The 24,663-nt window shown below is 70.9% G+C and carries 31 protein-coding genes and 3 pseudogenes; 20 read left to right on the forward strand and 14 right to left on the reverse strand.

What is annotated here, in order from left to right; all coding sequences use genetic code 11:
- Positions 1-3 precede the first annotated feature (3 nt).
- Both FB465_RS32305 and FB465_RS32310 read left to right on the forward strand, forming a co-directional pair.
- Positions 4-288: a YciI family protein gene (locus FB465_RS32305; protein ID WP_145796292.1), complete on the forward strand. Its 285-nt coding sequence runs from the start codon at positions 4-6 to the stop codon at positions 286-288.
- Positions 285-923: a DNA-3-methyladenine glycosylase I gene (locus FB465_RS32310; RefSeq protein WP_145796294.1), complete on the forward strand. Its 639-nt coding sequence runs from the start codon at positions 285-287 to the stop codon at positions 921-923. The genes FB465_RS32305 and FB465_RS32310 overlap by 4 nt, the downstream gene beginning before the upstream one ends.
- Before the next feature lie 405 nt (positions 924-1,328).
- Here FB465_RS32310 and FB465_RS32315 read toward each other — a convergent pair whose 3' ends face one another.
- Both FB465_RS32315 and FB465_RS32320 read right to left on the reverse strand, forming a co-directional pair.
- Positions 1,329-2,600: an MFS transporter gene (locus FB465_RS32315; protein ID WP_145796297.1), complete on the reverse strand. Its 1,272-nt coding sequence runs from the start codon at positions 2,598-2,600 to the stop codon at positions 1,329-1,331.
- Positions 2,597-3,961: an MBL fold metallo-hydrolase gene (locus tag FB465_RS32320; RefSeq protein ID WP_145796299.1), complete on the reverse strand. Its 1,365-nt coding sequence runs from the start codon at positions 3,959-3,961 to the stop codon at positions 2,597-2,599. The genes FB465_RS32315 and FB465_RS32320 overlap by 4 nt, the downstream gene beginning before the upstream one ends.
- A gap of 83 nt (positions 3,962-4,044) precedes the next feature.
- Between FB465_RS32320 and FB465_RS32325 the strand changes: the two genes are divergently transcribed.
- From FB465_RS32325 to FB465_RS32335, 3 genes and pseudogenes are all read left to right on the forward strand, one after another.
- Positions 4,045-4,710 (forward strand): ArsR/SmtB family transcription factor, encoded by a 666-nt coding sequence (locus FB465_RS32325; RefSeq protein WP_145796301.1) that lies wholly within the window; start codon positions 4,045-4,047, stop codon positions 4,708-4,710.
- Positions 4,707-5,018: a sulfurtransferase TusA family protein gene (locus tag FB465_RS32330; RefSeq protein WP_145796303.1), complete on the forward strand. Its 312-nt coding sequence runs from the start codon at positions 4,707-4,709 to the stop codon at positions 5,016-5,018. Before FB465_RS32325 ends, FB465_RS32330 begins: the two co-directional genes overlap by 4 nt.
- 127 nt (positions 5,019-5,145) lie before the next feature.
- A pseudogene (locus FB465_RS32335) lies at positions 5,146-5,945 on the forward strand (DUF2182 domain-containing protein).
- Between the two features lie 18 nt (positions 5,946-5,963).
- On the opposite strand, the gene nrtS reads toward FB465_RS32335, so the two are convergent.
- The 3 genes and pseudogenes from nrtS to FB465_RS38025 all read right to left on the reverse strand — a co-directional run.
- Positions 5,964-6,245: a nitrate/nitrite transporter NrtS gene (gene nrtS, locus FB465_RS36415; RefSeq protein ID WP_211785900.1), complete on the reverse strand. Its 282-nt coding sequence runs from the start codon at positions 6,243-6,245 to the stop codon at positions 5,964-5,966.
- Complete coding sequence (locus FB465_RS32345) at positions 6,242-6,865, reverse strand: DUF1326 domain-containing protein (RefSeq protein WP_145796304.1); 624 nt, start codon at positions 6,863-6,865, stop codon at positions 6,242-6,244. The genes nrtS and FB465_RS32345 overlap by 4 nt, the downstream gene beginning before the upstream one ends.
- 279 nt (positions 6,866-7,144) lie before the next feature.
- Positions 7,145-7,288 (reverse strand): annotated as a pseudogene (locus FB465_RS38025) (DUF1326 domain-containing protein); the annotation flags it as partial.
- A gap of 1 nt (position 7,289) precedes the next feature.
- On the opposite strand from FB465_RS38025, the pseudogene FB465_RS32350 reads away from it, so the two are divergent.
- The 4 genes and pseudogenes from FB465_RS32350 to FB465_RS32365 all read left to right on the forward strand — a co-directional run.
- Positions 7,290-7,553, forward strand: a pseudogene (locus FB465_RS32350) (molybdopterin-dependent oxidoreductase); the annotation flags it as partial.
- A gap of 94 nt (positions 7,554-7,647) precedes the next feature.
- Positions 7,648-8,067, forward strand: coding sequence for a hypothetical protein (locus tag FB465_RS32355; RefSeq protein ID WP_246192998.1), 420 nt, complete (start codon positions 7,648-7,650; stop codon positions 8,065-8,067).
- 104 nt (positions 8,068-8,171) lie between these two features.
- Entirely contained in the window at positions 8,172-8,744 is a 573-nt protein-coding gene (locus tag FB465_RS32360; RefSeq protein ID WP_145796308.1) for an acyl-homoserine-lactone synthase, read from the forward strand.
- A 146-nt stretch (positions 8,745-8,890) separates the two neighbouring features.
- Positions 8,891-9,637: a class I SAM-dependent methyltransferase gene (locus tag FB465_RS32365; RefSeq protein WP_145796310.1), complete on the forward strand. Its 747-nt coding sequence runs from the start codon at positions 8,891-8,893 to the stop codon at positions 9,635-9,637.
- 21 nt (positions 9,638-9,658) lie between these two features.
- Here FB465_RS32365 and FB465_RS32370 read toward each other — a convergent pair whose 3' ends face one another.
- Entirely contained in the window at positions 9,659-10,054 is a 396-nt protein-coding gene (locus tag FB465_RS32370; RefSeq protein ID WP_145796311.1) for a nuclear transport factor 2-like protein, read from the reverse strand.
- Positions 10,055-10,231: 177 nt separating this feature from the next.
- On the opposite strand from FB465_RS32370, the gene FB465_RS32375 reads away from it, so the two are divergent.
- The 4 genes from FB465_RS32375 to FB465_RS32390 all read left to right on the forward strand — a co-directional run bounded on the left by FB465_RS32375 (position 10,232) and on the right by FB465_RS32390 (position 14,900).
- Positions 10,232-11,647 carry a dihydrolipoyl dehydrogenase family protein gene (locus FB465_RS32375; protein ID WP_170290734.1) on the forward strand — a complete coding sequence of 472 codons (1,416 nt, stop codon included), beginning with the start codon at positions 10,232-10,234 and terminating at the stop codon, positions 11,645-11,647.
- 125 nt (positions 11,648-11,772) lie between these two features.
- Positions 11,773-13,338 (forward strand): radical SAM protein, encoded by a 1,566-nt coding sequence (locus FB465_RS32380; RefSeq protein WP_246193000.1) that lies wholly within the window; start codon positions 11,773-11,775, stop codon positions 13,336-13,338.
- The gene (locus FB465_RS32385) at positions 13,335-14,132 is read left to right on the forward strand and encodes a class I SAM-dependent methyltransferase (RefSeq protein ID WP_145796315.1); all 798 of its coding nucleotides are present in this window, start codon (positions 13,335-13,337) and stop codon (positions 14,130-14,132) included. Before FB465_RS32380 ends, FB465_RS32385 begins: the two co-directional genes overlap by 4 nt.
- Before the next feature lie 162 nt (positions 14,133-14,294).
- A complete protein-coding gene (locus FB465_RS32390; RefSeq protein WP_211785901.1) occupies positions 14,295-14,900 on the forward strand; it encodes a DM13 domain-containing protein in 606 nt (201 codons plus the stop codon).
- A 175-nt stretch (positions 14,901-15,075) separates the two neighbouring features.
- Here the strand turns inward: FB465_RS32390 and FB465_RS32395 are convergent, their stop codons facing one another.
- From FB465_RS32395 to FB465_RS32415, 5 genes are read right to left on the reverse strand one after another with little or no spacing between them, the layout of a single operon-like run.
- Positions 15,076-15,405 carry a TfoX/Sxy family protein gene (locus FB465_RS32395; RefSeq protein WP_145796317.1) on the reverse strand — a complete coding sequence of 110 codons (330 nt, stop codon included), beginning with the start codon at positions 15,403-15,405 and terminating at the stop codon, positions 15,076-15,078.
- 9 nt (positions 15,406-15,414) lie between these two features.
- Positions 15,415-15,840: an SRPBCC family protein gene (locus FB465_RS32400; RefSeq protein ID WP_145796319.1), complete on the reverse strand. Its 426-nt coding sequence runs from the start codon at positions 15,838-15,840 to the stop codon at positions 15,415-15,417.
- 53 nt (positions 15,841-15,893) lie between these two features.
- Positions 15,894-16,343, reverse strand: coding sequence for an SRPBCC family protein (locus FB465_RS32405; RefSeq protein WP_145796321.1), 450 nt, complete (start codon positions 16,341-16,343; stop codon positions 15,894-15,896).
- 43 nt (positions 16,344-16,386) lie between these two features.
- On the reverse strand, positions 16,387-16,938 hold the full coding sequence (locus FB465_RS32410; protein ID WP_145796323.1) for a TIGR03086 family metal-binding protein: 552 nt from the start codon (positions 16,936-16,938) through the stop codon (positions 16,387-16,389).
- Positions 16,939-16,964: 26 nt separating this feature from the next.
- A complete protein-coding gene (locus tag FB465_RS32415) occupies positions 16,965-17,378 on the reverse strand; it encodes an SRPBCC family protein (RefSeq protein ID WP_145796325.1) in 414 nt (137 codons plus the stop codon).
- 87 nt (positions 17,379-17,465) lie between these two features.
- Between FB465_RS32415 and FB465_RS32420 the strand changes: the two genes are divergently transcribed.
- From FB465_RS32420 to FB465_RS32445, 5 genes are all read left to right on the forward strand, one after another.
- Complete coding sequence (locus tag FB465_RS32420) at positions 17,466-17,786, forward strand: ArsR/SmtB family transcription factor (protein WP_145796327.1); 321 nt, start codon at positions 17,466-17,468, stop codon at positions 17,784-17,786.
- Positions 17,786-18,235 carry an SRPBCC family protein gene (locus tag FB465_RS32425; protein ID WP_145796329.1) on the forward strand — a complete coding sequence of 150 codons (450 nt, stop codon included), beginning with the start codon at positions 17,786-17,788 and terminating at the stop codon, positions 18,233-18,235. Before FB465_RS32420 ends, FB465_RS32425 begins: the two co-directional genes overlap by 1 nt.
- Positions 18,236-18,291: 56 nt before the next feature.
- Complete coding sequence (locus FB465_RS32430; protein ID WP_145796331.1) at positions 18,292-19,158, forward strand: NmrA family NAD(P)-binding protein; 867 nt, start codon at positions 18,292-18,294, stop codon at positions 19,156-19,158.
- Between the two features lie 143 nt (positions 19,159-19,301).
- Positions 19,302-19,703, forward strand: a complete 402-nt coding sequence (locus FB465_RS32440) for a DM13 domain-containing protein (protein ID WP_170290735.1) — start codon at positions 19,302-19,304, stop codon at positions 19,701-19,703.
- A gap of 384 nt (positions 19,704-20,087) precedes the next feature.
- The gene (locus FB465_RS32445; protein ID WP_145796334.1) at positions 20,088-20,486 is read left to right on the forward strand and encodes a hypothetical protein; all 399 of its coding nucleotides are present in this window, start codon (positions 20,088-20,090) and stop codon (positions 20,484-20,486) included.
- A gap of 189 nt (positions 20,487-20,675) precedes the next feature.
- Here FB465_RS32445 and FB465_RS37610 read toward each other — a convergent pair whose 3' ends face one another.
- Both FB465_RS37610 and FB465_RS32450 read right to left on the reverse strand, forming a co-directional pair.
- Positions 20,676-20,807 carry a hypothetical protein gene (locus FB465_RS37610; protein WP_281292370.1) on the reverse strand — a complete coding sequence of 44 codons (132 nt, stop codon included), beginning with the start codon at positions 20,805-20,807 and terminating at the stop codon, positions 20,676-20,678.
- A 62-nt stretch (positions 20,808-20,869) separates the two neighbouring features.
- A complete protein-coding gene (locus FB465_RS32450) occupies positions 20,870-21,613 on the reverse strand; it encodes a spondin domain-containing protein (protein WP_145796336.1) in 744 nt (247 codons plus the stop codon).
- Positions 21,614-21,957: 344 nt separating this feature from the next.
- Between FB465_RS32450 and FB465_RS32455 the strand changes: the two genes are divergently transcribed.
- On the forward strand, positions 21,958-22,467 hold the full coding sequence (locus tag FB465_RS32455; RefSeq protein ID WP_145796338.1) for a hypothetical protein: 510 nt from the start codon (positions 21,958-21,960) through the stop codon (positions 22,465-22,467).
- A gap of 484 nt (positions 22,468-22,951) precedes the next feature.
- On the opposite strand, the gene FB465_RS32465 is transcribed toward FB465_RS32455, so the two are convergent.
- Entirely contained in the window at positions 22,952-23,350 is a 399-nt protein-coding gene (locus FB465_RS32465) for a heavy metal-responsive transcriptional regulator (protein WP_145796341.1), read from the reverse strand.
- 72 nt (positions 23,351-23,422) lie between these two features.
- Here FB465_RS32465 and FB465_RS32470 point away from each other — a divergent pair, with 72 nt between their 5' ends.
- Positions 23,423-24,406, forward strand: coding sequence for an alkylmercury lyase family protein (locus FB465_RS32470; RefSeq protein WP_246193002.1), 984 nt, complete (start codon positions 23,423-23,425; stop codon positions 24,404-24,406).
- Positions 24,407-24,663 lie beyond the last annotated feature (257 nt).

Genomic DNA, 24,663 nt, shown 5'->3' on the forward strand with positions numbered 1-24,663 from the left:
CGCATGTTCGTGGTCCTGCTTCGCTTCTCCGACAACAAGTCCGCCGCTGGCCAGCACATGGCTGGCCATCAAGAGTGGATCAAGCGCGGCCTGGACGACGGGGTCTTCCTGCTGGTCGGCAGCATCCAGCCAGGCCTCGGCGGCGCGGTCCTCGCCCACAACACCTCGCTCGAGGAGCTGCAGAAGCGCGTCGACGAGGACCCGTTCGTCGCCCACGACGTCGTCACGCCGGAGATCATCGAGATCGCGCCGGGCATGGCGGACGAGCGACTGAGCTTCCTGCTGTGACGACACCATTCCTCGGACCTGACGGCGCGCCGCGCTGCGCGTGGAGCGGAACGGCCCCGGAGTTCCTCGCCTACCACGACACCGAATGGGGCTTCCCCGTCGGTGACGACCAGCGCCTGTTCGAGAAGCTGAGCCTGGAGGGCTTCCAGTCCGGGCTGAGCTGGCGCACGATCCTGGCCAAGCGCGAGAACTTCCGCTCGGCCTTCGCGGCCTTCGAGATCCCTGCCGTCGCCCGATTCGACCAGTACGACGTCGAGCGTCTCCTGGGTGACGCGGGCATCGTCCGGCATCGCGGCAAGATCGAGGCGGTGATCAACAACGCCCGCCGGGCCGAGGAACTGGTCGAACGGGAGGGGTCTTTGGCGGCGTTCGTCTGGCGCTTCGAACCCGACGCAGCCGACCTGGCCGAGCCGCAGACCATGTCGACTTCCCCGGCCTCGGTTGCCCTGTCGAAGGACCTGAAGAAGCGCGGCTGGAAGTTCGTCGGGCCGACCACGGTGTTCGCGTTCATGCAGGCCATGGGATTGATCAACGACCACGCTCGGGACTGCACGATCCGGCCCGAGGCCCAGCGGATTCGACCGCCCAGGATGAGTAACCCCCGGGCTGGGTGTCGGGCCGGAGCACGGCGGTAGCGGTCAGCCAGCGGTGAGCTGCTTCGGAACCCGCCCGGAGGCGCGGAGTTTCTGATGTCGCGGATGTGGTTGTAGAGAGTGCCAGGGCTTACGCCGACAGCTCGCGGATGAACTCCGCGAGCGCGGCGAAGATCACCCGAACCCCCAACCCGGCTGTCAGCGCGCGGGCATCCGAGCGGCATCCGTTGTCGGCCGCGTGGCCTGCGGCGCGTCAGCAAGGTCCCCACTTCCGCAAGTTCCGATTGCCGGGCTTGCCGATACCGTCGTTGCGAGAGGTCTGCTCGGCTACCACCCAGAGCACTGCCGACGTGTGGCAGCGCGAGGGCACCGGATTCGGCCCGGCGTACGCCGCCAAGCTCGCCCGCCGGTGAACCACCGGCCGCGGCGGAGGCGGCGGCTGCTGGGTCAGGTGCGGGGATGGGTTTCGTACATCCGCACCGCGACCACCACGCCGGCGGCGGCGGTGAGCACGGCGACGGTCCAGATGGCGGTGGTGAGGCCGTAGGCGTCGGCGAGGGTTCCGGCGAGGAGGGCGCCGACGGCGAAGCCGCCGTCGCGCCACAGCCGGTAGACGCCGACGGCGCGGGCGCGCCAGGCGGGGTGTGCGACGTCTCCGATGACGGCGAGCAGGGTCGGGTAGACCATCGCGGTGCCCGCGCCGAGCAGGACCTGCGCGGTGGCCCAGACGGGGAAGGCGGTGCCGGCGGCCACCAGGGCGATGGCGACGCCCTGCAGGAGCATGCCGGCGGTGATGAGGTGTTTGCGGCCGATGCGGTCGGACCACCAGCCGGTGAGGATTTGCCCGATGCCCCAGACGGCGGGGTAGAGGGCGGCGAGCAGGCCGATCCGGCCGATGCTGAGCCCGTGCGCGGCGAACAGGAGGGGGAAGATGCCCCAGGCGAGGGCGTCGTTGAGGTTGTTGACCATCCCGGCCCAGCTGGCGGAGGACAGGGCCTTGTCGGTGAGGCTGGTGGTGCGGGCGATCTGTCCGGTGGTCAGCTCGCCGTGGTGGTCCGGGTTGGCCGGTACCGGGTGGAGGGCGGCCTCGGCGCGGGCGTGGTCGCGGGTCTCGCGGACGGCGAGGGCGGAGAGGCTGAGGCCGAGGGCGGCGTAGGCGATGCCGAGGAAGAACGGTTCGGGTCGAAGTCCCCAGTGGGCGGCGATGGCGCCGGTGGCCATCGCGGTGGCGGCGAGTGCCCCGTAGCCGGCGGCCTCGTTGAAGCCCATCGCCAGGCCGCGGCGGGCCGGGCCGACGAGGTCGATCTTCATGATGACGGTGGTCGACCAGGTCAGGCCCTGGTTGACGCCGAGCAGCACGTTGGCGAACACGACCCAGCCCCAGGACGGAGCCCAGATCAGCAGCAGCGGCACCGGCAGCGCGACGATCCAGCCGGCGACCAGGACGGGCTTTCTGCCGTACCGGTCGGAGAGGGTGCCGGCGAAGAAGTTGGTGACGGCCTTGGTCGCGCCGAACGCCACGATGTAGGTGAGCGCGGCGGTGTAGGCGGACAGGTGGAAGGTCTGGTCGGCCAGCAGCGGCAGGACGGTGCGTTCCTGGCCGAGCATTCCGCCTACCAGTGCGTTGACCGCCACCAGCAGGGAGAACTGGGCGAGGTTGACGCGCAGTCCGAGCCGAATCTCGCCGGTGGGGGCTTCTGCGGGAGCGGGGGCGGTCACCGGCCGTCCTCCAGCCGGCGGCCGGTCGCGGCCGCCCAGTCCTGGGCTCCGCCGACCAGCACCGCGAGGTCGCGGGCACCGCGAGCAGCGAGGAGGCTGGCGGCAGTCATCGCGCGCTCGCCGTGCCCGCACATCACCACCACCCCGTCGCCCACCTCCTGGCCGTCGGCGACCAGGTCGCCGAGCTCGCGGTGGGCGGCGCCGGGGATGTGCCCGCTGGTGAACTCGGTGTCCTGCCGTACGTCCAGCACCGGACGGGTACCGATCTTCTCGGCCGTCACCAGCTCGATCGACTCGACCGGGCCGCCGTCGGCGTGCCAGGCGTCCATGCCACCTGCCAGCTGACCGGCGAGCCGGTCATAGCCGATCTTCGCGGCCTGCCAGGCGAGCTCGGCGCCGTCCTGGCCGCGGCCGAGGACAAGAACGAGCGGCACGTCCGGCGGCAGCAGCCAGCCGAGCCAGGTCGCGAACGCCGGCCGCAATGGGTTGGAGACCGCGCCCGGGATGTGTCCGGCGGCGAACTCGGCGACCGGTCGGGCGTCCACGACGTACGCGCCGTCGGCCAGCAGGCCACGCACGGCAGCGGCGGTGAGCGGCCGAAGGCCTGGCGTGGTGCTCAGCAGGGCCGGGCCCCGACGGTTGATCTCGCCGAGGCGGTCGAAGTACGCGGGGTAGGAGCCGAGCGAGCCGAGCAGGCTGCGGACGAACGTGTCCTCGTCCGGGGCCGCGAGCAGGTCGTTCGCCCGCTTCTGCGCGCCGATGGTGGTGGTCCGCTCGCTGCCGGGCGGGGCCGAGCAGAACGACCCGGCGCCGTGGGTCGGCCACACTGCGGTCGCGTCCGGCAGGGCGACCAGGCGCCGTAGCGAGCGGTACTGGGCGCGGGCCAGTTCCTCCGCCCGGTCGGCACCCTGGAGGTCGGTGCGGGCGGCGGAGCCGGCGATCAGCGACCCGCCGGTGAACACCCCCAGCTCCCGGGCGCCGTCGAGAAGCAGAAACGACACGTGCTCGTCGGTATGGCCGGGGGTGGCGAGCGCCCGAAGGGCCAGCCCGCCGAGGTCCACCTCGTCGCCGTCGACCAGCGGAGTGTGCGGGAAGGCGCGGTGGCCGGCGGCGGAGGCAAGCACGGTGGCGCCGTCGTCGGCCGCGAGCTGGAGCGCGCCGGTGAGGAAGTCGGCATGCAGGTGGGTGTCGGCGGCGAACGCCACCGTCAGGCCGCGCTTCGCGGCCGCGGCCCGCAGGGCCCGCAGGTCGCGGGAGGCGTCCACGGCCAAGGCGCGGCCGTCGCCGAGGTCGACCAGGTAGGCGCTGTTGCCCAGCCCCGCGTCGACCAGGGGTATCAGGTGCTCGTCGGCGAAGCCCATGGCGTCCTCCAGCCTTGTGGCGGTGCGGGTGGCGTCCCCACCCGACTACTCATACAATATTCCATGGATTTATGGAGGATGCCATGGGAGACCCCACCCGCAAGGCCGCGCTGTTCGACGCTCTCGCCACCGCCGGCAAGGCGCTGTCCAACGGCAAGCGGCTGGAACTGCTGGACCTGCTCGCCCAGGGCGAGCGCAGCGTCGACGCCCTCGCCAAGGCCGCCGGTCTCGGGCTGACCACCGCCTCCGCGCACCTGCAGACCCTCAAGCAGGCTGGGCTGGTGACCACCCGCCGCGAGGGGGTGCGCATCCACTACCGGCTCGCCGGGGACGACGTCGCCGCCCTGTACGCACTACTGCAGGAGGTCGCCCGTACGCACCTTGCGGCCACCGAGCAGGCGCGCGCCGCCTACCTCGGGCCCGAGGACACCGACCACCTCACCCGCGAACAGCTGCTGGACCGGGTGCGGTCCGGCACGGCGATCGTGATCGACGTCCGACCCGCCGAGGAGTACGCCGCCGGCCACATCCCTGGCGCCATCTCCATTCCCCTGGACGAACTCGAAGCGCGCCTCGCCGACCTGCCCGCCGACACGGAAGTCGTCGCCTACTGCCGGGGCACCAACTGCGTCCTCGCCCACGACGCCGTCCGACTCCTGGCCGCCCGCGGCCGCACCGCGAAGCGGCTCGCCGACGGCATGCTCGAATGGCGCCTCGCCGCTCTGCCCGTCGAGGCCGGCGCCGCATGACCGGCCCCCGCACCGCCGACGACGAGCCGGTCGTCGTGGACGGCACCGGCATGCTCTGCGTGGCCCTGCTCCTGCACCTGCGCAAGCGCATCGCGGGCGTCCCGGCTGGCACTGTGGTCCACGTCGTCGCCACCGACCCGGCCGCCCCGCTCGACCTGCCGGCCTGGTGCCACCTCACCGGCCACACCTACCTCGGCCACCTCGGTCCCGTCGCCGACCACGGCGACCTTGATGTGTACGCCCTCCGACTGGCCGCGAGCCCCAACCCGACACGCTCGGACGCCCCCTGGCACACGGTGCCAGGCTGACGCCTGTATGCGCGGATGGCGCGGGCGTCACTCGGGGAAGGTGGTACACGAGTCTTCGCGGCGACTGTGGCCGGGTTTTGCCGTCGGCGTCGTGTGCTGTCCTGGAAGGACCAGGCAGGAGAGCAGCATGCGTACCGTCACCGTGGAGAAGCAGCCGCTGCGCCCTGGGGTGCTGATGCCCGCCAGGGACCTGGCCCTCGCCTGGGGCCTGATCGTGGTGATCGCGGCCCTGGCCTGGGTGTTCACGGTCGGGCAGGCCCGGGACATGGGGATCGAGCCGGGCACGATGGGGATGGCGCTGCCGCTGTTTCTCGTCCTGTGGCTGGCGATGATGGCGGCGATGATGCTGCCGTCGGTCGCGCCGGTGGCGGTGACCTGGGCGCGCGGGATCGGCCGGCAGGCGAGCGGGGCGGAGCGGGCGGTCCGTACCGCGGAGTTCCTGGGCGGCTACCTGCTGGTGTGGACGTCTTTCGGGCTGCTGGCCTACGGCGGGCTGGCCCTCACCGGGCACCTGGTGGACCGCGATCCGGACGTCGGGAAGTGGATCGGCGCGGCCGCCTTCGCGCTGGCCGGGCTGTATCAGCTGGGTCCGCTGAAGTACGTGTGCCTGCGGCACTGCCGCAGCCCGATGGCTCAGCTGATGCACTACGCGGGCTACCGGCCGCCGCTGCGGGACCTCCGGGTCGGGCTGCACCACGGCGGGTACTGCCTGGGCTGCTGCTGGGCACTGATGGTGGTCCTGGTGCCGCTCGGCGTGATGAACGTGGCGGCCATGGCCGGGATCGCGGTGGTGATCTTCCTGGAGAAGCTGTGGCGGCGCGCCCGCTGCTGGCCCGGGTCAGCGGGGTGGCGTTCCTGGTGCTGGCGGTGCTGGCGCCCTTCCAGAGCTGGCTGCTGCCGGGCCTCACCCCGGGCGACATGATGTAGCCCCCGATGATGTGGCCCTCACGGCCGGGAGCGGCGGGCTCCGTAGAAGCCGGCGCTGGAGACGCAGAACGGCACGAGGTAGTTGACCGCTACCCGCAGCCAGGTCACGCCCGTGGCGGTACCCGCGAACAGCACCGAGCCCTGGTTGACCAACGACAGCAGGGTGCCGACCACCAACGCGATCGGGACACACTTCGCCAGTGAGGCCCGCGAGAAGACGGTGGCCAGCAGGCGCGGCGGCGGCTCGGATCGCGGAGGAGGCCGGGAAGACCTCCTCCGCGGTGCGTCGGGGCTGCTCACACCCGCCCCTTGGGCGCTCCCGCCTCCTGTTCGCTGCTGAAGACGAAATCGGCCTTCTCGCCGTAGACGGGTTCGAAGGTCAGGCCGAAGGCGCTGGAGGTGCCGCCGGCCTTGCCGATCCCGTACTCGGCGGAGAAGCCGAACATCGCGTTCTTGACGGTGGTCGGGGTGCCGTCGACGCCGAGCAGCGGCTCGTACGTCACCCGGCTGTGCCCGGGCACGTCCAGGCCCGGTGCGTCGTCGTCGGTGAGCGACACTTCGCCGCGTTCGGTTCCGAGGAACTCGCCGATGAACTGGGCGAGTTCGCCGAACGGGCCGCCCTCCTGGCCGGACAGGATCCGGCCGACCGCATCCGCCTGGGCGTCGCTGGCTCCGCTGTCGATGACCAGGCCGACCTTCCAGTTACCGGCGGTCAGGTGCGAGGGGAACTGGTTGTAGAAGGCGAAGTCGACCCCGGCGAGGTCGGTGTCGTCCAGGCGGCCCTCACTGATGTGAAACACCGCTGCGCCAAGGCACTCGGTGCCGCCCTGCGGGTCCCTGGGCTGGGCGTCGACGCTGCAGCCGCAGACCACGGCGCAGGAGCAGGCGGCCAGGTAGTTACCGGAAATGGTGTACGTCATGAAATTCCTCCCTCTCACTCGCGGCCCCGTCGTCCGGTCCTTCCGGACGGCGTTCGGGGCTGGTCGTGGCGGTGGTGAGCGGGAGGTGTTCATGGCTGGTTCCGCTCCGCGGGATCGGCCGAGGAGCGGCGTACTTCCACGCTAGCCGCGGTCGGCGGCGTCCGTAAGTACCGGTGTTCTGAGCGTGGTCAGCCGTAGGACTCCGGCGAACCGGCGCGCCGCGCGCGGCCGGCCTTACCAGGCAGTCGCAGCTTGAAGCGTCGGAGCGCGGGATGTCGCTCAGTTTGGGCCGCTCCAGTCGAACGGGAAGTGCTTGCTGGACGTTCCGGTGCGGTCCCAGGTGAAGCCGAACGCGTCCGCCCGGTGGGTGGTGGCGCGTCCCCAGGTGGCGATCTGGCCCGGTCCGACCTCTGCGCCCGGTGCCGGCGTCCCCCTTGCGGCCCTCGCCGCGCTGGCCGGTGTTCCGGACGCCTCGACGGTCCTGGTCGAATCCGTCCAGCCCGAGGGCACTTTCCGCACAGCGGTGCTGGCCCGCAATCAGATCCACGACGGGCGCTCGCTGCTCGCGCTGCGTGTGAACGGCGCCGACCTCTCCGTGGACCACGGGTTCCCGGCCCGCACCATCGTTCCCGCCGCCCCAGGGGTGCACAACACCAAGTGGGTGGGCGGCCTGACCTTCAGGACGTGACCGTGAACGCTTCCGACGCTGGTACGGTTCCAGCCCGCTGCACCTGCTCGCCCTCGCCGCCTCCTTCGCCCTCGCCTGGTAAGCCGGCACCCGCATGCTGGACCAGGAGGCGCTCCTCGTCGTGGTCTGGTTCGTCGGTGCGGCCGTCGTCCACGATCTCGTCCTCTTCCCCCTGTACACGGCCGCCGATCGCACCGCACAGACCGCGCCGGCCTCCGGCGCCGAACCCGACCAAGCCCCGGCCTACCTCAACTACCTGCGCTTTCCCGCCTTCATCTCCGTCCTGCTCCTCCTCGTCTGGCTGCCCCTCATCCTGAACCTCGTCGACGGCTATGCAGTCACCACGGACCTGGACGAATCCGTGTTCCTGCCACGCTGGGCGCTGATCACCACAGGCCTGTTCACCGTTTCCGCCCTCGTCCTCGCGACCCGTCTACTGCTCAGAGCACACCGTCACCGCCTGCGCCGGCACAAGCACCGAGCCGCCACCAAGCGCCAGCCCGGATCGGAGTGAGCACCGTACAGACCCGCTTACCGGCGCGGGAGTCTGCGTCCGAGTCAGGAACCGGTCCCGGCTGGCTGACCAGCACCCCGCCCGCCAAGCAAGGAACCTCCGCTGTGCATCGCATCGTCGCCGGTCGTCCAGCGGACCCCCATCTGCCCGGCGAGCTGCGCGACGCCATGTTCCGCCTGCGGCACCAGGTCTTCCACGAGCGGCTGCGGTGGCAGGTGCGGAGCCGAAACGGCCGTGAGCGGGACAGCTTCGACGACCTGGACCCCGTCTATGTCATCGGCTGCCACACGGAATCCGGCACGGTGACCGCAAGCCTGCGCATGCTCCCCACCACCGGTCCCTACATGCTGCGCGACGTCTTCCCCCAGGCCCTGCGCGGAGCACCCGCACCCTGCGACCCGCAGACCTGGGAGATCAGCCGACTGTGCGTCACCCGGCCGGCACACGTGCGCGGCAGCGGGTACGAACTGACCCAGCGCCTCCTTGCAGCCGCCGCCGAGTACGCGGCCGGCGAGGCTGTCCACAGCTTCGTCGCCATCTCACAGGTGACCGTCGAGCGTATGGCCGCCGGGGCCGGCGTACCCTCCAGACGCTTCGGCGACGGCCGAAGCGTCCTGCTCGGGGAACTCGCCTGCACCGCGTACAGCATGCCCGTATCAGCACTTTCCATGCGCTGACCAGTCTTGGTCACGCCTACGGGCGCCCTTCCCGTCCGACGGCCACGTCTTGTACGGCGGACAGCGGCGCACCCTGGCCCGCCAGCGGCGACATGCCCTGCGGGCGCTGCAGCGGCTCGCAGCGTGCCCTGATAGTGGACGGTGTGATGTGGCAGAGGTATCTCGCCGAGTTTCACCAGCGGCGGCCCGGGATCACCGAGGCGGTGCTGTCCCGCGCCTACTGCCAGGGTGGAACCGGCTACGAGTGGCTGTTCGAGGAGGTGCCTCCGGCAGGGCGGCTGCTGGATCTGGCCTGCGGTAGCGCGCCGCTGTGGCCGGCCCTGGGGCAGCAGTGCTACCTCGGCCTGGACATCTCACCGGGGGAGCTGGCCCTCGCCCGCAGCCGAGGAGCCGGTCCGCTCCTGCTCGCCGACGCCAGAGCGCTCCCGCTCGGCGCGGAGAGCGTGGACACGGTGGTGTGCGCGATGGCGTTGCAGATCATCACGCCGCTGCCCACCGCCCTGGCCGAGATCCGCCGGGTGCTGGTTCCTGGCGGCAGACTCGTGGCACTGGTGCCCGACCGCCGGCCGCTGCACCTCATCGACCCGCTGTGGCTGGGCGGTCTCCTCGGCGCGCTCGGTCGGCCGATCGGCTACCCCAACGACCGGGCGCTGAGGCGTCGACTGCCGCAGCTGCTGGACGCGGCAGGGCTGTGCCTGGCCGACGACAGGCGCCGGCGGTTCGCCTACCGCCTGGGCACGCGCGAGGACGCCGACCTGCTGCTGTCCTCCCTCTACCTGCCCGGCGTGTCTGCCGCGCGGCTGCGAGCGGCCCAGCGGTGGCTGAACGCGCTGGTCAGGGTCCGTGCGGACCTACCTGTGCCGCTGCGGCGCATCGTCGCCGTGCGGCTGTGACGGCTGCCGGACGCCGGCGGCTCAGTCCTGCGTGAGGGCGTCGGCGGCGGGCCAGGTGCCGTCTGCGGGCATCTCGAGGCCTTCTGCCAGCGTCTGCCGCCACGGGGGTGGGGTGAACGGCTCGCCCCAGTAGTCGGTCACCCGGACCGCCATTCCGTCGTCAAGCTCGGCGAGGGAGACGTTCCGGTACACCCGGCCGTCGCCGTAGTCGGTGCTCCACTCGACGACGACGGTGTTGAAGCAGGCAAGCCGCCTTCCCACCCCGAGTCTCAGCCCGACGAAGTGGGACTCCACGTCAGCGATCCGTGACCTCCCCCTGATGAGTTCGCCGCTCTGCGGCCACTGGCGCACGGCATCCTCCGAAAGCTGAACGCCGAGGATGCGCTCGAGGCGGGTCGAGTGTGCGGGTTCTCCCATGGAGCGCACAGTAGAACTGATCGCCCCGACGTCCTCGGAGGCTCGCGCTGCCCGCGCAAGAGCGGACATCCGGAAGTCCTGCCGTGGTGGATCGCCGTCGACGGTGGAAGGAGCCGAGTGCCGTGCCGGGTTTCCTGCTTGCTCTGAGGCGGCGCGCACCCGTTTGGCGGAGGGCTCGTGGGTGATTACGACATGGTGGTGGTCGGGGGCGGCAGCGCTGGGCTGACCGCGGCACGGATAGCCGGGCGCCTGGGTGCCCGCACGCTGCTGGTGGAACGGGACCGCTTGGGCGGCGACTGCCTGTGGACCGGCTGCGTGCCCAGCAAGGCGCTGCTGCACGCCGCCGCCGATGTGCACGCCGCACGGCGCGTCGGAGCGTACGGGCTTGCGTCCCGGGACGGGCCGGTTGAGCTGCGATCGGTCATGGCCCAGGTGCACCGCGCCATCGCGGTGGTCGCCCCGCACGACTCGGCCGAGGCTCTGCGCCCGCTGGGCGTCGAGGTGAAGCACGGCGCGGCCTACTTCACCGGACCGCGCTCGCTGACGGTCAACGGGACAGCGATCGGCTTCCGGTACGCGCTGCTCGCCACCGGATCGATCCCAACGCTGCCGCCGGTTCCGGGCCTCAACGAAGCCGAGCCACTGACCAGCCACACCGTCTGGGACCTGGAAGACCTCCCGGAGCGGCTGGTGGTCATGGGCGGCGGTCCTACCGGCTGCGAGCTGGCGCAGGCCTTCGCACGCCTCGGTTCGCGAGTGACGATCGTGGAGGCGGTGGACCGGTTGCTCCCGCGCGAGGAGCCGGGTGTCTCGCGGCTGCTGCGGCAACGGTTGGAGGATGAGGGCATCGCCGTGCTGACCGGTTTCACTGCCGAGCGCGTCAGCGGGGGCGCGGTGCACGGGGCAGGGCGGGAGCTTCCCTTCGACCGCCTGCTGGTGACCACCGGGAGTGCCAGCAGCAGCGGCGGGCTCGGCCTGGCCGACGCCGGTGTAGTGCTCGGCAAGCGCGGCCACGTTCGGGTCGACAGCCGGCTCCGGACCACCAATCACCGGGTCTATGCGGCCGGGGACATCACCAGACAGTCCGCGTCCACGCATCTCGCCGGAGCGCAGGCGGCCGTGGCTGTCGTGGATGCGCTGCTGGGCGTACGCCGCCGGATCGAGTACCTGGCGGTTCCCGTCGTGACGTTCACGGACCCCGAGGTGGCGCGTGTCGGTCTGACCGAGGCGCAGGCCCGCACGCAGTACGGGAACCGCGTCCGGGTCAGGGAGCTGGACCACGGGCTGGTGGACCGGGCCGTCGCGGACGGCCGCACCGACGGCTTCACCCGACTGGTGCTCGGCCCTCGCGGGCGGATCGTGGGTGCGACCGTCGTCGCCCCGCGAGCCGGGGAGACCATCGCCCACCTCGCCACCGCCGTGCGCCTGCACTGGACGCCCTCCCGCTACGCGGCGACCATCCACCCCTACCCGACCTACGCCGACGGGCCGTGGAACGCGGCCCTCGCAGAGGTGTACGACCAAATCGCCTCGCCCCGGATGCACCGGATCACCGGGGCACTGCTCGGCGTACGCAGGCAGGTTCGCCGATGACCGGACGCAACGCGCCACTGGCCCCACGGCGATTGCGCCGCTCCGGACCGGCCGCCGACCCTCGGCACAGCGCCCCCGGGGCGCGGCCGGCACGAACACGACGAGACCGTGGAGACGCGATGACCGTGGACGGAACAACCCAACGGGCGAGTGGGAAGCGCGATCGGGACGAGGTGTTCGTGGAGTTCACCAAGTCCATCTGCCCGGTGTGCAAGACACCGATCGACGCGCAGGTCAACCTCCGCGACGACAAGGTGTATCTGCGCAAACGCTGCAAGGAACATGGCGAGTTCGAGGCCCTCGTCTACGGGGACGCGCAGGAGTACCTCGCCTCGGCGCGGTTCAACAAGCCAGGGACGATCCCGCTGACCTTCCAGACCGAGGTGAAGGACGGCTGCCCCACCGACTGCGGGCTGTGCCCGGAGCACAAGCAGCACGCCTGCCTGGGCATCATCGAGGTGAACACCGGCTGCAACCTCGACTGCCCGATCTGCTTCGCCGACTCCGGACACCAGAGCGACGGTTACTCGATCACACACGAGCAGTGCGCCACGATGCTGGACGTCTTCGTCGAGAGCGAGGGCGAGCCGGAGGTGGTGATGTTCTCCGGCGGCGAACCCACCATCCACCAGCACATCCTGGACTTCATCGACCTCGCCCTTGAGCGCCCGATCCGCAACGTAGCCCTCAACACCAACGGCATCCGCATCGCCACCGACAAGCGCTTCGTCGCCGAACTCGGCGAGCGCAACCGCACCCCGGGCAAGACCGTCACCGTCTACCTGCAGTTCGACGGCTTCGACGAGCGCACCCATGTCGAGATCCGTGGCCGCGACCTGCGGCGATTCAAGCAGCAGGCGCTGGACAACTGCGCCGAGGCCGGCCTGTACGTCAGCCTGGCCGCCGCCGTCGAGCGTGGACTGAACGAGCACGAGGTGGGCCCGATCGTCGAGTTCGGCCTCGACCATCCGGCCGTGCGCGCCGTCGTGTTCCAGCCGGTCACCCACTCCGGGCGGCACCTCGCCTTCGACCCGCTGAACCGGCTCACCAATCCGGACGTCATCAAACTGATGGCAGCTCAGCTACCGCAGTGGATCAAGCGAGAGGACTTCTTCCCGGTACCGTGCTGCTTCCCGACCTGCCGGTCCATCACCTATCTGCTGACCGACGGTGAACCCGGCAATCCTGCCGTCGTCCCCCTTCCGCGCCTGGTCCAGATGGAGGACTACCTCGACTACGTCGCAAACAGGGTCCTGCCGGACGCCGGGATCCGCGAGGCACTGGAGAAGCTCTGGTCCGCCTCCGCCTTCATGGGCACCGCCATCACAGAGGCCAAGCTCCGGGCCGCCGCCGAGGCGCTCGACTGCGCGCAGTCCTGCGGCGTCGACCTGCCCGCCGCCATCCGGGACCTGAAGGACAAGGCATTCATGATCGTCGTTCAGGACTTTCAGGACCCCTACACCCTCAACGTCAAACAGCTGATGAAGTGCTGCGTCGAGGAGATCACCCCCGACGGCCGGCTCATCCCCTTCTGCGCCTACAACTCCGTCGGCTACCGCGAACAGATCCGCGCCCAGATGTCCGGCGTCCCTGTCGCCGACGTCGTCCCCAACGCCCTGCCCCTGGCACCCGTCCTCGCCGACTCCCCGTACGGCTCGAAGATCGCGCGCGCCGACGGCGGCAACTCATGAAGGGCGAGGAGATGAAGGCGTGCTGCGCCGCCGCGTACTCCTGCGACGCCGTCGCCCAGATCCTCGGCGACTCCTATCACCCTGGCGGCACCGCCCTGACCCGCCGCCTCGTCGATGCCCTCGGCCTCACCGCCGGCAGCCGGGTCCTCGACGTCGCCTGCGGCCGAGGCACTAGCGCCCTGCTGCTCGCCGACGCCTACCGCCTCCAGGTGGACGGCCTGGACTACTCCGCCACCAACATCGCCCGCGCACAGGCCACCGCCGAGGCCCTGGAGCTGAGCCACCGGGCCACCTTCACACACGGTGACGCCGAGCAACTCCCGTACCCGGCCGACACCTTCGACGCCGTGCTCTCCGAATGTGCACTCTGCACCTTCCCCGACAAGACGGCCGCCGCAGCCGAGTTCACCCGGGTCCTGCGCCCGGGCGGCAGACTCGGCATCACCGACGTGACCGCCGACCCCGACCGGCTGCCCCCCGAACTGACCACCCCCGCCGCACGGATCGCATGCATCGCCGACGCCCGCCCCCTCGCCGATTACGCGGCCATCCTGAAGGCCGTAGGGCTGGGCGTGATCCTGACCGAGCGGCACGACACCGCCCTGACCCGCATGATCGACCAGATCGAAGCCCGGCTCGGCCTGCTCAAGATGACCGCCCCAGGCGCACTCACCTCCACCGGCCTGAGCCCCGACGCGACCGCGACCGTCCTTGCGGCGGCCCGAACCGCCGTCGCCGACGGCACACTCGGCTACGCACTGCTCATCGCCGAACGAGGCCGCGAACAATCATGAATGACCCGGCAGCCGAAGCCCCGCCCGCGGAGGAGAACCGGTTCGTGCGACGTCACCGCATTATCGGAGTCTTACAGCGCGCTCATGATGGTGCTGACCTGCTCTGACGTGGTGTATCCATGAGCAGGCACGACACCGTGGTGATGGCTTGTGGAGGCTGTGATGCTCGACCGTGTTCCGCTGCTCGGCAGGATCCCGCGCAACCTGCTGGTCCTGATGACGGTGCTCGTCCTGGCGGGCGCCGGCGGCGGCTTCTACCTGTTCCAGCCGTGGAAGGCGTTCACGAGCACCACGGTCGACGAGGCCCTGCCGGCCCCCGCCACCACCGCTGCGGCAACAAGCCGGCCGGCCGGCTCAGCCCCGACCGTGGCCCAGACGCAGGGCACGCCGGGGAACACGTCGACGCCTGCGGCCGCCCCGGTCGAGCTTGCGAGGGGCAGCTTCGTCTCCGGTGAGCACGACACCAGCGGTACGGCACGCGTCGTGCGGCTGAGCGACGGCGGCATCGTGCTGCGCCTGGAGGACCTGCGGACATCGGAGGGCCCCGACGTGCGGGTGTATCTCTCCAAGCGGCCCGCCGCCGAGTCGAAGGCCGACACCCTGGGCGACGGCGCGGTGGAGCTCGACCACCTCAAGGGCAATCGCGGCAACCAGAACTACACGATCCCAGTCGGCACCGACCTCTCCCAGTTCCACAGCGCGGTCATCTGGTGCAGCCGCTTCTCCGTGGGCTTCGGCGCCGCAGATCTGACGCCCGCAGCCAAGTGACAGCAGAGGCCCTGGCGCATCGCGCGTTTCAAGACCGCGGTGCGGCTGACGAGCGCCACACCGACGAGGACTGACTCGCCAACCGAGAGCGGTGACCGTGTCATGGAGGCGCGTGTGCCGGACCTCGGTGGCCTCGCCGGCGGACCCGGGCGAGGCCGTATTCGCCCAAGGCCCGCTACTTGGGTGGCAGGGTCGCCGCGAAGCTGCGGCCTCGGTCGATCCAGTCGCGGAGGGTCGCGTCCTCGGTGAGGGCGGAGGAGTCGACGAGGACCCAGCCGCGCATCGGGCGCCCGGTGATGTCGAAGAGGCGGACGCCCGGGCGAGCCAGGGCCGCGTCCGTGTCGTCGGGGCCGATCCTGACGATGAGTTCGTCGTTGTGGACTCCGACGGCCATGTTGCCGTTCATGAGGAACGCCAGGCCTCCGAACATGCGTTTCTCGGTGAGGCCGGGGACCTCGCCCAGCTGTTCGCGGATCCGCTGGGCAAGGCCTTCGTCGATGGCCATGGCAGCCTCTCAGAGGGTGAACAGCGGCTGCGGCACGCCGGTTTCGGCGTACTCCTTGAGTCGGGTCATCAGCTGGCCCCAGGTGTAGGCGGCCGGCGGCAGGCCGGGGTCGCCGTCCTGCCAGCCCCGGTGGTGGAAGAGCATGCGGGTGCCGCCGTCCAGCTCCGGGCTGTCGGAGAGCTCCCAGGTGATCGTGGTGTCGGACCAGTGGGGCGGGAAGGCCCCGATGGAGGTCCAGGCGACGCGACTCTCGGTGGCCTCGTCGCGGCGCAGTTGGAAGGGCTCGGGGACCATGGGGAAGTCGAAGAGGAGGATCTCGTCCTTGCGGTCGACGCCGTTTGTCCACCACCCCGTCAGGCCGTCGTGCGTGTTCAGGGCCTCGTAGACGGTCTTGCGGTCGGCCGCGATCTCGACCTGGAAGGCGATTTCGGACATCGTCGTGCTCCTTGTGCTCAGGGTGGTGCGGTGCGTGGTGTGGGGATCGGGGGTCATGGTGCTGGGGTGAGCCTGTGTTCGAGGTCGCGCAGGTCCTTGGTCAGGGAGGAGCGGACCTTGCGCGCCATGAGGGGCGCGGCGAGCCGGTAGTAGCCGCCCGCGTCGCCCTGCACCTGGATCCGGGCGAGCGTGCCGCCGGCGTCCGGGGTGAAGGAATAGGTGACGTGCATCGGCATCGGACCGGCCACCGACACCATGTCGAGCAGCGTGGGCGGGTCGTGCCGGGCCACCCGTAGGACGTAGTCGATCCGCTTGCCCAGGAAGTACGCGGTGCGCGTGACCTCGGCACCGACGCCGAAGCCTCCGCCGTCGGCCTCCCGGGTGAGCTCCGCTGTCCGAATGCCCTGCGTCCACTCGTGGTCGTGGCGCCAGTCCATGGCGTACGCGGCCACCTGCTCGGGCGGGAGCGGGATCACCCGCTGCGCCGTCTCATCGATCGTCATCGCTGCTTCCTCGTCTCGTCGCCGCTCACCCGCGCCGGGCAGGTCAGGCGCTCCAGCCAGGATTCCTGCCGCTGGCGGCCAGCGCGCGGTCAAAGGCGCTCGCATCGGCCGGTACGGCCACGGGCTCGCCGTAGGCGTCGGTGGCGCGGGCGTTCTCCGCGATCTGCTCGACGACGGCGAGCGCGGCCTTCGCGGAGTCGTCGCCGACGGTGAAGCGCCGGCCTGTGGCAGTGGCCAGGTCCCAGCCGTGCAGGGCGAGCTCCTGGAGGGTGATCGCGGCGGCGAAGTCGGCGGGCATCTCACCGGGGCCGAACTCGGTCAGGCCCTCGTACGCGGCCGGGTCGGCCCACGCGGCCGCCGCGCTCATCGCGTACCCGGCCACGGCCGCCGGGGTGGCCGGCGCGGGGTCACCGGCTACCGGCTGCGGCAGCTTGCGGGCCGCGCGCTCGGAGGACGGAAGGACGCCGGCGAGGTGGTCCAGCAGCTCGGCGACGGTGAATTTCTTGCACGGGGTGCGGTCGGAGAGCTGCTCGACCCGTACGGCCGAGGCGGTCTCGGCGAAGGCGGCAGCGAATTCCTGAATGGCGGTATGCATGGCGGTCTCTCTCGTGGGGGGTTAGGTCAGCCGGTGAAGAACGGGGACGGCTCGCCGGTCTCGGCGTAGGCCTTGAGCTGCACGAACTTGGTCGCCCAGCCGTAGGTGAAGTTGCGATAGGCGTCGTCGACGGCTGGGAAGCCGCTGTGGGTGAAGCGGAGGACCACGCCGCCCGCGGCCTCCGGCAGCAGCTCGTAGGCCTGCTCGGTGCCGGCCCAGGGGCCGTTCTCACCCGCCAGGACGAGCCGCTTGCCGCGCTCGGCCTCAGTGACGCGCAGCCGCCACGGCTCCGGCACGCCGAGGAAGGACAGCTCGTGCAGAGCGTCACTGGCTGTGGCGGTCGTGGTGAACCAGCTCCGGATGCCCTCGGTGGTGGAGATCGCCGCGTACACGGTGTCCGCGTCGGCCTCGATGTGCAGCTGCATCGCGATGTCCGCCATGGCAGTGCCCCTTTCTCATCGCTTTAGTCAACACTAAAACGACAGCGGGCGCGGTGGCAAGTTCAAGCCATGGCTAAAATGAGGCTCATGGAAGCGGTGCAAGCGGTCGCCGAGCCCAGGCGGCGCGAGATCCTGCGACTGGTCTGGGACACCGAGCTGTCCGCGGGCGAGATCGCCGAGCAGTTCGACGTCACCTTCGGCGCCGTGTCCCAGCATCTGAAGGTGCTGAGGGACTCCGGCCTGGTTACGCTGCGCCAGGAAGGCCGCAAGCGCTACTACCGGGCCGACCGGGCGGCCATGGGGCCGCTCGCCGACTACCTGCAGGCCATGTGGGCCGCCAGGCTCGACACGCTGGCCGACCTCGCCGAACAGGCCGAACGCGCAGCGCAGGAGAAGGGCACGACCTGATGACCGCAGAACCGGTGACCGTCGAGCGGAGGATCGCCGCGCGTCCCGAGACGGTGTTCTCCTTCTTCACCGACCGCGAGCGCTGGCTCTCCTGGATGGGCAAGGACGGCGAGTTCTCCTTCGAACCCGGCGGCGCCTACCGGACCAACGTCACCGGTGACAATCACGCCGCCGGCCGCTTCCTCGAGCTCGACCCGCCCAAGCGCGTGGTCTTCACCTGGGGCTGGGAGACCGGCGGCATGCCCGTCCCGCCCGGCTCCACCACCGTCGAGATCACCCTGCACCCGGACGGCGAGGGCACCCTGCTGCGCCTGGTCCACCATGACCTCCCGGCGCAGGCCCGCGCGCCCCACGAGCAGGGCTGGGCCCACTACGTCGAGCGGCTGGCCGTACGCGCCGAGGGCGGCGACCCGGGCCCCGACCACTGGATGGAGAACGCGCCGGTCTGACCTGCTGTCCTGGCAGTGTGGCCGATGCTGCCGGCCCTCATGAGGAGTTACCTGCGATGACGAGAGTCCTGGTGACCGGGGCGACGGGAAACGTCGGATCGAAAGTGGTCGCGGAGCTTCGAGACAGCGAGGTCCTCGTACGTGCGTTCGTGCGCGATCCGGATCGAGCCGTCGCCGTCCTCGGCGGCGATGTCGAGATCGCGGCCGGCGACTTCGCCGAGCCCGACTCGATCCGGCGGGCCCTGCCCGGGGTCGACGCCGTCTTTCTGATGTGCGGCAACGATCCTCGGCAGGTCGAGTACGAGACGAACGTCATCGACGCGGCCGCCGCCGAGCACGTGGGGCGGATCGTCATGCTCTCCACAGTCGGGGCGAAGGCCGGCGCACCGGCGGCGTTCGCCGACCAGCACGGCCGTATCGAACAGCACCTGCGCGCCTGCGGCGTACCGGCTGTGATCCTTCAGTCCAGCTATCTGATGTCCAACATCCTGGGTTCGGCGGAGACCATCGCCCGGACCGGAAAGTTCTTCCTGCCCGCCGGCGAGGCGCACGTGGCCATGATCGATCCGCGCGATGTCGCCGCCGCGGCAGCCGCCGTCCTCACGGCGGGCGGGCATGACGGGCAGACCTGCCTGATCACCGGGCCTGAGGCGATCACCCATGCGGACGTCGCCGAGCAACTGTCCGCTGCCCTGGGCCGTGCGATCGAGTACGTCGACGTGCCGGACGACGCGGCTCTTGCGGGCTTGGCCGAGGGCGGTGTGCCGGCCTGGCTGGCCGAGCAGATCGTGGCCGTGTTCCAGTCCCTCCGAGCGGGCGTGAACTCACACACCACCGAGACGTTCGGGGAACTGACCGGTCGTGAGGCCCGCGGGTTCGCCGACTTTGCGCGCGACATCGCCACTCCGTTCCTCACAGGCTGATCCGGCATCACCGACGTGACCGCCGACCCCGACCTGCTGCCGCCCGAGCTGACCACTCTCGCCGCACGGATCGCCTGCATCGCCGATGCCCGCCCCCTCGCCGAATACGCGGCCATAACAAGCCGGCCGGCTCAGCCCCGACCGTGGCCCAGACGCAGGGCACGCCGGGGAACACGTCGACGCCTGCGGCCGCCCCGGTCGAGCTTGCGAGGGGCAGCTTCGTCTCCGGTGAGCACGACACCAGCGGTACGGCACGCGTCGTGCGGCTGAGCGACGGCGGCATCGTGCTGCGCCTGGAGGACCTGCGGACATCGGAGGGCCCCGATGTGCGGGTGTATCTCTCCAAGCGGCCCGCCGCCGAGTCGAAGGCCGACACCCTGGGCGACGGCGCGGTGGAGCTCGACCACCTCAAGGGCAATCGCGGCAACCAGAACTACACGATCCCAGTCGGCACCGACCTCTCCCAGTTCCACAGCGCGGTCATCTGGTGCAGCCGCTTCTCCGTGGGCTTCGGCTCCGCAGACCTGACGCCCGCAGCCAAGTGACGGCAGGCGCCCTGGCGCGCCACGTGGTCAGCGCGGTCCGGGTGGTTCTCGGGGGCCTCCCACTGCGCGGGACACCGACGTCGCTGCCGCGCCGAGCCCGAGGCGAGGCAGAGGTCCCCGGCCGATGAGGCTCAGCCGGATGGGTGCGCCCGGGCTGCCCGCAACTCGGTGCGCCCCATCGGGTCTCTCCTGGAAAAGCGCATAGAGTCCAGGTGTGCCGGGCGTCCCACTGACGGGCCGGCGCGCGTGCCGGCCGGCACGGCCACGCATCCGGTTCGTGGCCGCAGCCGGGTGGGTGATCGACGCGCGGGCCTGCGCGGGCCGTGATGCGGTGCTGGGTAGAGAGCCTGGCCGACGGATTTCCAGTTGATCCGAGGAGTTGGCATGACGACTGAACTCGACCGCGACGATTTCGGTCGGATCACACACGATCCGTCCGCCAGGAGGCTTGAGCTCGAGTGGTTCGAGTCCACCGAGAGGATGGCCGACCAGGACTTTCGGCGCAGTCTGGAACGGCTGGCCGAACTCTCGGAAGAGCACCGGCCACGCCACGTGATGATCGATGTGACTCGGTTTGCCTTCTCGCCGAACCCCGACACCGCGCAGTGGCGGCAGGACGAGATCATCCCCCGGTACAACGCTGCGGGGATCGAGAAGTTCGCGTTTCTCCTTCCGCCATCGGCTCCCTCGCCCGGTGAGCCGGCACCGGAGCCGACGGCCGACTTCCCTACAGGCTGGTTCCTGGCTCGCGCAGCGCTCGAGGAGTGGCTCCAGCAGCCGTGATCGCGACACTGTTCGCCCTTCCTCTGCTGCCCGGCCTTCACGAGGGCGACTGTGAGCGGGGGTGAACCCGATACTGTCCGTGCCACTCCCAGCCGGTCGGCGATCTCGGTGGCGTTGCCGACCAGCAGCTGCGCGCCGCCCAGCGTGCCTGCCAGACCGACGGCGGTCCGTACGGACTTCTCTGACCAGCTACACCTGCTCACCGGCCACGGGTACCGTCGCAGGGGCCGGGCTGCCGAGGCGGGCGGTCCGCAGCTGGCCCAGCAGTGCGCCTCCGGCCCACAGGCACTCCGGTCCCGGGACGCGGGGACGAGCGACCATGCCCCGGAGGCAAGGGCGCACCGCCCGGCAGCTGGTGCTCGCAGCAGACCGCTGACCGTGGCTCAGCCGTCGATCTCCTCCACGGTCACCTTCGCGACCGGGTTCTCCCAGCCGTGCAGCTCGGGGCAGAGGTCGCCGTTGCCCTGGATGCCGGGGTGCAGGCGGATCTGCTGGTGGGGCGTCTCGTCGACGGCGTCGTCGATATTGCCGTTCGGGTCGCCGGCGAGCTGGACTGGGCCCAGTGCGCTGCACGGGTCGACGATGTCCTCGGTGCGCTCGGTGTTGCGCTCGGTGCCGGCGTCGTAGCCCTTGAGCTGGAACTCGGACGGGTGGCCCTTGAGCGGGAGGCGGACGTGGTCCAGGCCGAGGAAGCCGTCGTTGGTGCAGATCAGCATGGTCGCCAGCGACAGGCGGTCGCCGCGGTGGGCCTTGATGGTGAAGGTGACCCGGTCGTCGAACGCGCCCTTGCTGGTGCCCTGCGGGGTCAGCGGGCGTCCGACGTCCACCGCATCCGTCACCCCGGATGCGCCGCCGAACAGGTCGAACATCGGTACCTCGTTGCCGTCCTCCGCGATCTCTTCGAGCTCTCTGGACGCCAGCCGCCCGACCTGGAACATGTGCGGGCCACCGTGCCGGGTGGTGGCGGCGACGGGCGGCGAGAACGGCTGTCCATGCGTCAGGTTCTCCAAGGTCACCTGGTAGGTGTGCAGTTCGTCGGGGGCGGAGGCCGAGGCGGTGGCCTGGGCCGTCACAGCCAGGAGTGAGGCCAGGCCGGCGACGGCGACGAGCTTGCGTGAGGGACGCATGCGGAGACTCTCCTTCACCCGTGATGAGGCTTGTCCGTTTTGTCTACCACGGGGTGTCGTCCGTGCTGGCTCTGCACCGTCCGCCGAACGGGTCGTCATCGCTGTTCGCGCCATTCCAGCAAACGACGTAGTTCCTGATTCTGCGGGCGAGGGAGGACGCGCCGCGGGGTCCTCCCGATCCGCTCGCCTGCGGGGCAGGGGCTCTCTCCGGCATGCGGGTGAATCTCCTCGCGGCGGTCGTGTTCGAGCCGCCGGCACGAAGTCTGACGGCCGCAAAGTGGGGAGGGGCAGCTTGACGACGACCCCCGCATCCGGACCATCGGCTATACAGAACGGACTGACAGATGATCAAGGCTCATTCCCGAGGACTGGGGCTGCGCGCGGCGTCCGCCTGCGCCGCTGCGGCGATGCTCGCGGTCGGCTTGGGAGCGGCCACTCCGGCGGTCGCCCAGGACCGCGGTCACGGCGGGCACGGCCGCGGCGAGTACACCGTCGCGGTGGCGCTGGTCGAGCAGCCGCCGGTGTTCGGGGACCCGAACTCGATGAAGCCCGGTGACGTCCTGCTGTTCGAGGAGCCCGCCGTCGACCCGGGCGACGGACACCAGATCGGCGACTCGCTCACCCGGGTCCAGCTTCTCGAAGGCGGCAGCTACCTCCTCGACTGCACGGTCCGACTTGCGGACGGCAACCTCGTCTTCTCCGGCGGCGAGGAGTTCGCCCACATGGAGCACTCCACCTTCGCTGTCACCGGCGGCACCGAGCGTTTCAGCGGCGCCCACGGGCAGGTGGACATCACCCTCACCACGATCAACGGGGCCGCCTCGGACCTGCTCACCTTCCACCTGCGCCGCTGACCCGCGGGGAGATCGCACTGTCCACTCACCGCCGGCACCTCCGGGGAGACGCGCGAGGGTACCTCCGGCTCGCGGCTCCCCTGATGGGGCGCCAGGTCCGTAGCTCGATCACCAAGGACCTGCGCGACCTCGAGCTCCGACTCACCGCCTGAGAGAACGGACGCCGGGCGTGCAGGCGATGGGGCTGATCAACGATCACGCGGAAGCCTGCGTGATCCGTCATTCCAGGGCCGAGTGGGCGCGCGACAGCTTCACACGCCCGCAGCGCTGAGGACCTGACGCCGCCGGGATCTTGAATCCGCGTGCAGGCCGCGACCCGGTCTGCGCGGGGGCATGCCCGTCGACTTTCCGGCATAAGGTGCTGTCGGTCGGGAGCAGGCTGAAGAGCAATCCCGCATCAGCGAACCTGGCGGGTGGGCGCGGGGAGGTCGCCGATGGGGACCGCAGTGGTGATCCGAGGAGGCTCGGACCAAGCGCTCGGATCTCATCGGCCGGTGATGATGCGGCAGATGTCTCCCTCGGTACAGGTGGCCGGGTCCGTGGCGGAGGCGGAGTCGACCAGGTCGCGGAGCGTTGCGCGGGTCACGGCAAGCTCGGCGAGGCGGCGCTCGACGTCGGCGAGGTGCTCGGCGAGCAGCGCAGTGACGTGCTCGCACGGGGGTTGGCCGCCGTCGCGGACTGCGAGCACGCTGCGGATTTCGGCGAGGCTCAGGCCGGCGGTCTGCGCAGCACGGATGAACGAGATCCGAGCGGCGGCCCGGGACGGGTAATCGCGGTAGCCGCCGGGTGTGCGCGGTGGTGCGTCCAGCAGCCCGGCCTGCTCGTAGAAGCGCAGGGTCTTGGTCGTGGTGCCGGTGGCTCCGGCGAGGGCTCCGATGCGCATGCCTCCACGGTAGCTCTTGACCTTCCAGTGCGATGGAAGGTCTAGCGTTGGCAGCAGTGGAGGACGAGGGAGGTGCCGGCTGTGCGGGTGGAGATGCTGACGGTCCCGGAGTGCCCGAACGGCCCGGTTCTGGAGGAGCGGCTTGCCGTGGTGCTGGCGGACCGTCCAGGTGTCGAGGTGCTGCACCGTGTGGTCGAGGACCAGGGGGCGGCTGGGCGACTCGGGATGCGTGGCTCGCCGACGCTGCTGGTCGACGGGATCGACCCGTTCGCTGCACCGGGCACGCCGACAAGTGTGTCCTGCCGCCTCTACCGCACTGCGGACGGTCGCGTGGACGGTGCCCCGAGCGTCGAGGAGCTGCGGCGCGTGCTCGGTCAGTCCGGCACGCCAGCCGCCGCCGATCCGTCGACGGGCCCGGCCGGGCGGGGTGGCCGGGGCAGGCTCGCCCCCGTCGAGGGCGGACACCGGGCGGTCCAGCAGGCCGTGCTGCGATCGTTCGCGGTCGTCGGCCGTGCGCCCGAAGCCGCCGATCTGGACCGGGTTACCCGGCCGTACGGCGTGCCGGCCGCGCAGGTGCTCGCGGAACTGGCCGCCGAGGACTTCCTCACCCTGGACGAGACGGGCCGGATCCGGGCCGCGTACCCGTTCTTGGCCACCGAGACCGATCACGTGGTCCACATCGCCGGCGGATCTTCGGTGTGGGCGATGTGCGCGATCGACGCGCTGGGCATCCCGGTCATGCTCGGCCGCGACGCGGACATCACCTCCACCGACCCCGTCACCGGCCGGCCCATCCGGGTCGAGTTCACCGGCGGACGGGCCCGCTGGCAGCCGGCCTCGGCGGTGGTCTCCCACGGTGTACGTGCCGCAGGCGGACCAGCTGCGTCCGCGTGCTGCGGGTACCTGCGCTTCTTCACCGACCGCGCCACCGCCGCGCATTGGATCGAGGCCCGGCCGGGGCTCAGCGGCGAGATCCTCACCCAGACGCAGGCCGAGCGCCTCGGCACCGCCATCTTCGGCCCACTGCTGACCACCGGCATCGAACAGCCCGGGTGAGCCCGATGCCCGAGCCGACCGGGACCCCGCATCGTGACCCGCGTGGCCCGAGCAGCCCGCTGGGCCTGTTCGTGGCGGCCGCCGTCGCGGCGGTCGTCTGCTGCGCCGGGCCCGCCTTGATCATCGCCGCTGCCTCCGGCGCGCTCGCCGCGTGGCTCGGCAACCCGTGGGTGATCGCAGCTGCTGCGTTGACCGCAACGGCCGGCCTGTGGAGGTGGCTGTTGCGGCGCCGCCGACGGGCGTGCTGCCATCCAGGC

It is taken from the genome of Kitasatospora atroaurantiaca, from assembly GCF_007828955.1.
Lineage (GTDB): Bacteria > Actinomycetota > Actinomycetes > Streptomycetales > Streptomycetaceae > Kitasatospora > Kitasatospora atroaurantiaca.

Coding starts and splice junctions, on each gene's coding strand:
- FB465_RS32365 (WP_145796310.1), top strand. CDS start 8,891: ATGTGGCAGAGGTATCTCGCCGAGTTTCACCAGCGGCGGCCCGGGATC.
- FB465_RS32355 (WP_246192998.1), top strand. CDS start 7,648: ATGCTGGACCAGGAGGCGCTCCTCGTCGTGGTCTGGTTCGTCGGTGCG.
- FB465_RS32325 (WP_145796301.1), top strand. CDS start 4,045: ATGGGAGACCCCACCCGCAAGGCCGCGCTGTTCGACGCTCTCGCCACC.
- FB465_RS37610 (WP_281292370.1), bottom strand. CDS start 20,807: ATGGTCGCTCGTCCCCGCGTCCCGGGACCGGAGTGCCTGTGGGCCGGA.
- FB465_RS32465 (WP_145796341.1), bottom strand. CDS start 23,350: ATGCGCATCGGAGCCCTCGCCGGAGCCACCGGCACCACGACCAAGACC.
- FB465_RS32370 (WP_145796311.1), bottom strand. CDS start 10,054: ATGGGAGAACCCGCACACTCGACCCGCCTCGAGCGCATCCTCGGCGTT.
- FB465_RS32345 (WP_145796304.1), bottom strand. CDS start 6,865: ATGACGTACACCATTTCCGGTAACTACCTGGCCGCCTGCTCCTGCGCC.
- FB465_RS32450 (WP_145796336.1), bottom strand. CDS start 21,613: ATGCGTCCCTCACGCAAGCTCGTCGCCGTCGCCGGCCTGGCCTCACTC.
- FB465_RS32400 (WP_145796319.1), bottom strand. CDS start 15,840: ATGTCCGAAATCGCCTTCCAGGTCGAGATCGCGGCCGACCGCAAGACC.
- FB465_RS32445 (WP_145796334.1), top strand. CDS start 20,088: ATGACGACTGAACTCGACCGCGACGATTTCGGTCGGATCACACACGAT.
- FB465_RS32395 (WP_145796317.1), bottom strand. CDS start 15,405: ATGGCCATCGACGAAGGCCTTGCCCAGCGGATCCGCGAACAGCTGGGC.
- FB465_RS32330 (WP_145796303.1), top strand. CDS start 4,707: ATGACCGGCCCCCGCACCGCCGACGACGAGCCGGTCGTCGTGGACGGC.
- FB465_RS32420 (WP_145796327.1), top strand. CDS start 17,466: ATGGAAGCGGTGCAAGCGGTCGCCGAGCCCAGGCGGCGCGAGATCCTG.
- FB465_RS32390 (WP_211785901.1), top strand. CDS start 14,295: ATGCTCGACCGTGTTCCGCTGCTCGGCAGGATCCCGCGCAACCTGCTG.
- FB465_RS32415 (WP_145796325.1), bottom strand. CDS start 17,378: ATGGCGGACATCGCGATGCAGCTGCACATCGAGGCCGACGCGGACACC.
- FB465_RS32425 (WP_145796329.1), top strand. CDS start 17,786: ATGACCGCAGAACCGGTGACCGTCGAGCGGAGGATCGCCGCGCGTCCC.
- FB465_RS32320 (WP_145796299.1), bottom strand. CDS start 3,961: ATGGGCTTCGCCGACGAGCACCTGATACCCCTGGTCGACGCGGGGCTG.
- FB465_RS32410 (WP_145796323.1), bottom strand. CDS start 16,938: ATGCATACCGCCATTCAGGAATTCGCTGCCGCCTTCGCCGAGACCGCC.
- FB465_RS32455 (WP_145796338.1), top strand. CDS start 21,958: ATGATCAAGGCTCATTCCCGAGGACTGGGGCTGCGCGCGGCGTCCGCC.
- FB465_RS32430 (WP_145796331.1), top strand. CDS start 18,292: ATGACGAGAGTCCTGGTGACCGGGGCGACGGGAAACGTCGGATCGAAA.
- FB465_RS32305 (WP_145796292.1), top strand. CDS start 4: ATGTTCGTGGTCCTGCTTCGCTTCTCCGACAACAAGTCCGCCGCTGGC.
- FB465_RS32385 (WP_145796315.1), top strand. CDS start 13,335: ATGAAGGGCGAGGAGATGAAGGCGTGCTGCGCCGCCGCGTACTCCTGC.
- FB465_RS32405 (WP_145796321.1), bottom strand. CDS start 16,343: ATGACGATCGATGAGACGGCGCAGCGGGTGATCCCGCTCCCGCCCGAG.